Annotated in this window: 7 protein-coding genes and 2 tRNA genes; 3 read left to right on the top strand and 6 right to left on the bottom strand. The window is 60.7% G+C overall.

Annotated features, from left to right (window positions below; translation table 11 throughout):
* Positions 1–86 precede the first annotated feature (86 nt).
* The 3 genes from NKH91_RS30005 to NKH91_RS30015 form a co-directional block, all read right to left on the bottom strand.
* Positions 87–1,478 (bottom strand): TolC family outer membrane protein, encoded by a 1,392-nt coding sequence (locus tag NKH91_RS30005; RefSeq protein WP_023720047.1) that lies wholly within the window; start codon positions 1,476–1,478, stop codon positions 87–89.
* 186 nt (positions 1,479–1,664) lie between these two features.
* Positions 1,665–2,333: a protein-L-isoaspartate O-methyltransferase family protein gene (locus NKH91_RS30010; protein WP_352951028.1), complete on the bottom strand. Its 669-nt coding sequence runs from the start codon at positions 2,331–2,333 to the stop codon at positions 1,665–1,667.
* An 89-nt stretch (positions 2,334–2,422) separates the two neighbouring features.
* A tRNA-Cys gene (locus NKH91_RS30015) sits at positions 2,423–2,496 on the bottom strand.
* 215 nt (positions 2,497–2,711) lie between these two features.
* Here NKH91_RS30015 and NKH91_RS30020 point away from each other — a divergent pair.
* A complete protein-coding gene (locus NKH91_RS30020; protein WP_352643778.1) occupies positions 2,712–2,912 on the top strand; it encodes a hypothetical protein in 201 nt (66 codons plus the stop codon).
* Between the two features lie 75 nt (positions 2,913–2,987).
* Here the strand turns inward: NKH91_RS30020 and NKH91_RS30025 are convergent, their stop codons facing one another.
* Complete coding sequence (locus tag NKH91_RS30025) at positions 2,988–3,248, bottom strand: hypothetical protein (protein WP_023676401.1); 261 nt, start codon at positions 3,246–3,248, stop codon at positions 2,988–2,990.
* Positions 3,249–3,468: 220 nt separating this feature from the next.
* Here NKH91_RS30025 and NKH91_RS30030 point away from each other — a divergent pair.
* Both NKH91_RS30030 and NKH91_RS30035 read left to right on the top strand, forming a co-directional pair.
* Positions 3,469–3,543 (top strand) — tRNA-Asn (locus NKH91_RS30030).
* 338 nt (positions 3,544–3,881) lie between these two features.
* The gene (locus tag NKH91_RS30035; RefSeq protein WP_287212788.1) at positions 3,882–4,523 is read left to right on the top strand and encodes a peroxiredoxin-like family protein; all 642 of its coding nucleotides are present in this window, start codon (positions 3,882–3,884) and stop codon (positions 4,521–4,523) included.
* Between the two features lie 1,664 nt (positions 4,524–6,187).
* Here the strand turns inward: NKH91_RS30035 and NKH91_RS30040 are convergent.
* Together NKH91_RS30040 and NKH91_RS30045 are read right to left on the bottom strand one after the other, a co-directional pair.
* Positions 6,188–6,478 (bottom strand): DUF982 domain-containing protein, encoded by a 291-nt coding sequence (locus NKH91_RS30040; RefSeq protein ID WP_023720041.1) that lies wholly within the window; start codon positions 6,476–6,478, stop codon positions 6,188–6,190.
* 208 nt (positions 6,479–6,686) lie between these two features.
* Positions 6,687–6,842, bottom strand: a complete 156-nt coding sequence (locus tag NKH91_RS30045; protein ID WP_352885606.1) for a DUF982 domain-containing protein — start codon at positions 6,840–6,842, stop codon at positions 6,687–6,689.
* Positions 6,843–6,851: the final 9 nt, after the last annotated feature.

Raw genomic sequence — 6,851 nt, forward strand, 5'->3', positions numbered from 1 at the left:
GGCGACATCTCGGATTTCAACAGATTAGGGTCGGGAGTGGAAGCCCGCGCGTCGTTCGAGCGCGGGCTGAAACCACGGCCTGGCGATCAGCGGCCGTCCGGCGTGCGCAGGCCGATCCACTTGTCTTTGACGGCGTTGTAATGCTCTTCCGGCCTGTACTTCGTCACATTGAGCGCAAGGCGGTCTGCCGACAAATGGCCAACCGCAGAGAGGATGGCATAGCTTGCCACCACCACGTCGCGTTCGGCACTGGCAAGATTGATCTTGGCAGTGATGACGGTCGCCTGCGCATTGAGAACGTCGAGCGTGGTACGCTGGCCGACATTGCGCTCCTCGATGACGCCGTTCAAGGCAAGCTGCGCGGCGGCGACCACCTGCCGGTTGGCCGTGACGCTTTGCTGCGCGGCGGTATATTGCGTCCATGCCGATGTCACGGCCTGGCGCACCTGGTCGCGACTCACGTCGACTTCGATCCGCGCCTGGCTGAGCGATTCCTTGTTCTGGCGCACGGTCGCCGAGGTCCGTCCGCCGGAATAGATCGGCACGGTCAGTGTCGCGCCGATGTTCGCCGACGTCCTTGTACCATCCTGCGATGCCCCAAGGACGCCCGGAACCGTGTTGCGATAGTCGCCGGAAACGCCGGCGCTAGCCGAAAGCTGCGGCAGCAGCGCGCCTTCGGCCGATTTAACCGAAAACGCCGCCGCGTCGACCAGATGCTCGGTGGCGAGGATGGCCGGATGTTCGGCCGATGCGATCGCAATCGCTGCATCGAGACTCGACGGCAACAGCTTTGACAGCGGCGAAGCCGGCCTGAGCCTGCCCGGCTCGTCGCCGACGATCTGGCGATAGGTCGCAGCACTTGCCAGCGCTGTCGCGCGGGCGGCGCTCAACTGCGCCACCGCGGAGGCGCGCGAAGCATCGGCTTGCGCGACGTCGGTGCGCGTGCCTTCGCCGACCTCGAAGCGCGAACGCGCCGCACGCGCCTGCTCGGTCAGGAATTGCAGATTCTGTTCGGTCAGCACCGCGATCTGGCGGTCGCGGATGACGTCCATATAGGCACTTGCCGCGTTGAACAGGGTGTTTTCTTCGGTGTTGCGCAGGCTCTCGACCGAGGCGCTGACCCGCGCTTCAGCGGCCGCGACATTGTTCCTGGTCTGAAAGCCGTCGAACAGGGTTTGATTGATCTGGACGCCAAAGTTGCCGGTAGTTATGCGTGCGGTTCGACTGGTACCATTGACGTGGGTGCTGGTGTAGTCGATGTCCGCGGAACCGGTGATGGTCGGGCGCCAGCCGGACTTGGCGATTGCAACGCCCTCGTCGGTGACGCGGACGCCGGCGCGTGTCGAATTGAGCGAGGAATTGTTTTGGTAGGCCTTTGAAAGGGCCCCGATGATCGTTTCGGCCGAGGCGACCATTGGAGAAAGCGCGGTCGCCGAAACGAGGACAGCGGTAAAAAGCAACTTGCGTACAGACGGCACGTTATATTCCCTCATTCGTTTTGCACGGGAACTGCGCCACGCTGGCTTCTCCTCTGATCAGCCGGCGCCGCGTTTTTTATCGTTCCCCCGCTGAAAGCCCCCAAGAAACACCCGGTTATGCAGATCAGCAACGATTGTTCAAACGCAAGCGATCATGACAACGCCTTCGCTGCAAGGCAAAATCACTCAGAATTCGAAGGCGGGAATGCGTTCAAATCCAGGTAGTGGCTTAATTGCCGCATTAAATGCGCGTCTTCCCGTTACAACCCCTCCAGTCTTAAAAAAAAGCCGGGCTACGCCCGAATTGCCCTGCCCCTCCACGGCGACGAGTCGGCCGCCTTCGGCAAGCTGGTCGAACAGCGCCGCCGGCACCTCCCCGACGCAGCCGCCGAACAGGATCACGTCGTAAGGCGCCTTGGCAACATGGCCTTGCGGCAGCGGCCCCTGGACCACCGTGACATTGCCGCAACCCAGCGCGGCAAGCGTCGAAGTGGCGGTTTCGGCCAGCGCCGGATTGCTTTCCAGCGCGACCACGGACCTTGCCAGCCGCGACAGGATCGCCGCCGCGTAGCCGGTGCCGCAGCCAACATCGAGTGCCGAAGCGCTTGGGCCGATATCGGCCAGCTGCATCAGCTTGGCCAATGGCGACGGTTCCATCAGATAGCGCGGGCCATCGGCCGTATCGGCAATACGGATGTCCTCATCGATATAGGCGAGATCGCGCTGGCCGGCGCCGACAAAGGCCTCGCGCGGCACGACAAGCATCGCCTCGAGCAACGGCGCGCTGGTCACGTCGGTGGTGCGGATCTGGCCGTCGACCATCTTCACCCGGCGTTCGGCAAAATCAGCGCTCATGTTCCAACCATCCGCTTGCCGCGCAGAGGCCGCGGCTGTTTCGACCGGAACTGAAGCCCCCTGGCGCTGACGCGCGGGAGCTCGGGCATTGGAGGCCTCGCCCGGAATCGAACCGGGGTGCAAGGATTTGCAGTCCTCTGCGTAACCACTCCGCCACGAGGCCTCATTGCTCCCGGCGTTCCACCCGGCTCCAATAGGTTGCGGCGAAAATGCCGTCAAGCGGCCACCATGCATTCCCACCGGTTCTTCCGACATCGAGGCACTGCTTATCAACGCAATACCATGCTAGCAATAACATATTAGCTTATCGTTAAGCACGATTCTCGGCGAGAGGAACCCGATACCGGCGGCCACGTTGGGCAGATAGGAGGGTCCGCCATGCGTCGAGCAGCTACGGAAGACGGCACACCGCGCGGATTGTCGCAGTCTGCAGAGCTTGTGCGCTATGCCATCGACCGCCTCAGCATAGAAGGCGCAAACAGCCTGCCACCGCGCGACCGTGCGCGGCTGGCATCGGCCACCGCCGTCCTCAAGGAGCTTTGCGAACGCCTGGAAAGCTGCTTCGACCAACCTCGGTAATGCAGAAGCTATTGCATAGGCGGAGCACGCCGTCCTCCGGCATTTTCCGGCTAGCGGCGCGTCAGCAGGGCAATCTCAGTCCGGCCGCCGCCGCCGCTCCCACCAGACGACGAAACGGCGCCGGTGACGGCGCACCAATGCGAATTCGTAGGAGAGCACCAGCAATCCGATCGGCACCATCCAGAACCCAAGGATCGGCAGGAAGCCGAGAATGCCGCCGATGATCAGCACGACGCCGATCGCAATCCTGAGGCCGCGCGAGCGCGGCATGGTGAACTGGCGGCCGAAGACCGAGATTTTCCGGGCCGGTGGCTGTTCGTCGCTCATTGCCGTCATGTGAAATGTCGATCCGTTTGCATCAGTAGCACCATCAGCCGGAGAAAGCCGCAACGGCCTTTTCCGTTCCCCGACAGGCGAGAGACAGCTCATATGAGGGCGCTCGCCGGCCATTGCCAGAAAGCCCTGCGCCAAAAAGCACCGAAAAAATGCGAAATGCTTCTTTGCAAAGCCGAAACGGGTTTGCTATAGGCTGCCCCACTCACATGAGAGCCTCTGTTCCCCGGTAGCTCAGTGGTAGAGCAACCGGCTGTTAACCGGTTGGTCGCTGGTTCGAATCCGGCCCGGGGAGCCATCGCCTTTTCTACGCCAAGTCGCGATTTTGCACGCCGGCGTGCGATTTTTCCCTACGCTTCGATCTCGTGTCGGAGCATCGAGGACAGATGAAATCAAGCGCAGAATAGCGGCCTCGCCCGCCCCGCCTATTCTTCGCAAGCCGATCGCAGGACTGGCGACGCAGATGCTTTTTAGTGTTATGATGGGCTTGCAACGCGCGTAATCTCGACCTCGGCAATATGGCAGAGGTCGAAAGCTATTGCCTTGGCACAGGAAGCTTTCGCCCCCAGCACTTGATCGCCTCCGAAACGCTAGGTGTGCTGCTTCCCTGACTGACCCAGGGCGAGGAGGTTGTCCATGTCCACGAGTAGTGTTGACCGCCCGCTGCAGCCGGGCGACCGGGCACCGAATGTTGTGCTCAATGCGATCTCACGCGAAGGCAAGATCGCGCTCGATGATTTTCGAGGCCGTAGCCCGTTGTTGATCGGTTTGTTCCGAGGCCTGCACTGTCCGTTCTGCCGGCGCCATGTCGCGGCGATGGCGCAACTTAAGCCGGCCCTGCGTGAGAAAGGCGTCGAATGCCTGGCTGTGGTCAATACGCCGGTCGAGCGGGCGCGGCTCTATTTCCGTTACCACCCGGCACCCGATCTTCTCGCCGCATCCGACCCGGAGCGAGCCTCGCACCGTGCTTTCGGCTTGCGCGAGGTCGGGATGGACACGGTCATGGCGATACCGTTCCATCTCCCGGGCGAGTTGCCCGAGCCTATGGACGTCATGGCAATGAATGAATTTCTTAACAAGAAGGAAGGTTATGAGATTACGGAAGTCGATCAGCAGGCGATGGCTTCCAGCCAGGCGCAGCTTGTCGGTCAGTTCCTAATCGACCGGGCGGGCATCGTACGCTGGAACTTCACTGAAGTTCTGGAGGATGGCCTCAACACCTTCAGAGCGCCGAATCCCGAGGAATTGATGTCGGCAGCTTCCCAAGTTGCACATTAACAGGCTGCGGAAATGGGCTGCTAAAAACTCGCTCGACGGCCACCGTCCTGTGGTGATTCTTTGGATTTAACAATCGTCGAAATGCTCAGCGCGGGAGGCTAAGGTCTGCCCGTGGGCTTCGTAGCGATTTTTCGATTCAACGGTCTGCGGACCGCCCCGACGCTAGAGTGAGCAAGCCGCATAGGCGGGGCAACGTCCGCTCCTTGCCGCAATCACGTTGTTCCGACAGGCGCGCATAAGGTAATTATGCCGCCTCCCCGTCTGCTGCTCAGTAGACTCCATAGCGAACCTTGATTAGCGGCCCCTCCCTCGCACATCCGGGTTAGATAACAGCGGGGAACGCCGATGTCTGTGAGATCGTGTGTGCGCACAACGCCTCGTTCCTTCGCGAGTGCGACTGCCCGTTGCCTCAAAGATGGTTTTGGCCCACCGGTTGATCGGAGGCGCACGGCGCGCTCCCGGTCACGCTTGCGAGTCTTGATGGCGGGCTGCGGCGCAGTTTTGAGAGGAATCGGCAGCTCATAGTTCGCAGTTTCGTCCGGCCCGGGAAGCCAATATTTTTCAAAGGCGTAGAGGCTCCGGCGTTTTCATTGTTTTGGCTGACACCACGGTTTTGACAACGCCAAGACCATGGTCACTGCGTCTGGGATTCCCTATCGTGGAAGAATGTAATTGCTGAGCGACGATTCCGCTCGCCACTCCACGAACTGTGTCAGTCGTCACCACTGCTGACGGCCGGCTATGTAATGGGTAAGCGCCGCCGATTGCATTCCCTTCCCTCCTCGTTGACGAAAAGTGTTCGTTCGAATGATGCTTTTCCGTTGCCCTAAGCGCAAGGTTTTGACCAGCCAGCACAGGGCCTCCTCTTAAGCTCGCTGGTCGTCAAGGCCCAGCGGCCTCTAGCTGCCGTCCCCCCCGCAACCAAGCCGCTGGGCCGCCTCGCCAACGGCGAAGCTTGCAGGCCGAATGTATATTAGCAATATCTTGACTAGGCACCGTCCGCTCCAGACTCAAGCGTCTGGCGCGGGGCACTGGTTGCGATCACGGCCACGATACGTAGGCGGGTCATTGAGGACCGGACAAGCGTCTCGATTCCGAGCTACGGCTTCCCGCATTGCATCGTGGACAGCACGTCCAAGATCAAGAGAGGTCAGCAGATCGAGCTTGCCGGCGAGATCACGCGCATAGAGGAGGAAGGCGGCACTCACAATCGACATGGGACCGCTGTCAAGCCTGACGCCGAGGGGTATTAACCGACCTTCCTTTTAAATCTGAAATGCCTTACCCGAGGCCCGCCCTGGAACGGTAGGTCAGCGCTGATCTTCCTCGTCCGGCTCAGCCTGCATCGCGGGCCTTCATGAAAAGCTCCAGCAAGTCGGCGCCAATGCCGAGGGTTGCCATGAGGCTGAACTTAGAGCGGCTAGGGAGTTTCGTCGTCTCTGGCCTTACCAATCGCCTCAAGTAATGAAGCTAGGGTTGGGGTTAGCTCTGTTTCGACTGGCCCAAACAGCTTCTGTACATGACGACGATTGTCTTCGGTTCCGATCAACTGCCGAACGGCGTCCGCAAGGGACTTATGCCCAGCTTTGTCGCGCTTTGTCATGTCGGCCGAGGTTCCCCGCCTGTCGCGCAACTCGGAGATCAGGGAATGGTTGCATTAGGGATCAGGAATGTTTGGGAACTGGGCTCGGGTAACTGGCACATTCGGCCCTAATCAGACGAGCGCAGCACCCCTCCTCCTCGGCAGCAGCCAAGAATGCCTTTCGTGCCTCCTCAGGTTCCATCTCGTCGGAAATGCAGGCGATGCAGACGCGCACCGCTTGGTTCCATTTGGGGCCACGCTTGGTCCACTTCATCAGCTCCTGTCCGGCTGCCTCGACGTTGTTCACGTTCCGGGTCATACCGGCACGGTCAGTCGTCACAGGAACCGGAGGGGAGAACCAATGGGTTGCCATAAGGGGAACTTAGAGCGGCACAAGCCTGCCGACCAACCCAGGTTGTAGGGAACGATGTAGGCCCTCGCGGGGTTAGAACTTGCAGCGGTCGAGTCTTCGTGGATGCAGCCGCTGAGGGGGTCCGTCGCCTGTCCCTCACCGGCGGCGGGCTCCTTTCTGGAAGGCGGTGTTGGTCAGAGACACATAGAACCTTATACCGCAAAACAATTTAGCTATTTGTCGTTGGGGGAATTAACGTCCCCTCCTCCATCGCGGCAGCCAGGAATGCTTTGCGGGCCTCCTCGGGTTCCATCTCGTCGAATATCACGGCCATGCAAACGCGCACCGCGAGGTCCCAGCAAGGGCCACGCTTGGTCCACTTCATCAGCTCCTC

Origin of the sequence: Mesorhizobium sp. M0894, from assembly GCF_040319725.1 — a bacterium.
In the GTDB taxonomy this organism is placed as follows: Bacteria; Pseudomonadota; Alphaproteobacteria; order Rhizobiales; family Rhizobiaceae; genus Mesorhizobium.

Bases quoted from the DNA above. Each gene is read 5' to 3' on its own strand.
- NKH91_RS30020 (WP_352643778.1), top strand. From the start codon at position 2,712: ATGCGTCGAGCAGCTACGGAAGACGGCACACCGCGCGGATTGTCGCAG.
- NKH91_RS30025 (WP_023676401.1), bottom strand. From the start codon at position 3,248: ATGACGGCAATGAGCGACGAACAGCCACCGGCCCGGAAAATCTCGGTC.
- NKH91_RS30010 (WP_352951028.1), bottom strand. From the start codon at position 2,333: ATGAGCGCTGATTTTGCCGAACGCCGGGTGAAGATGGTCGACGGCCAG.
- NKH91_RS30040 (WP_023720041.1), bottom strand. From the start codon at position 6,478: ATGGCAACCCATTGGTTCTCCCCTCCGGTTCCTGTGACGACTGACCGT.
- NKH91_RS30045 (WP_352885606.1), bottom strand. From the start codon at position 6,842: ATGAAGTGGACCAAGCGTGGCCCTTGCTGGGACCTCGCGGTGCGCGTT.
- NKH91_RS30035 (WP_287212788.1), top strand. From the start codon at position 3,882: ATGTCCACGAGTAGTGTTGACCGCCCGCTGCAGCCGGGCGACCGGGCA.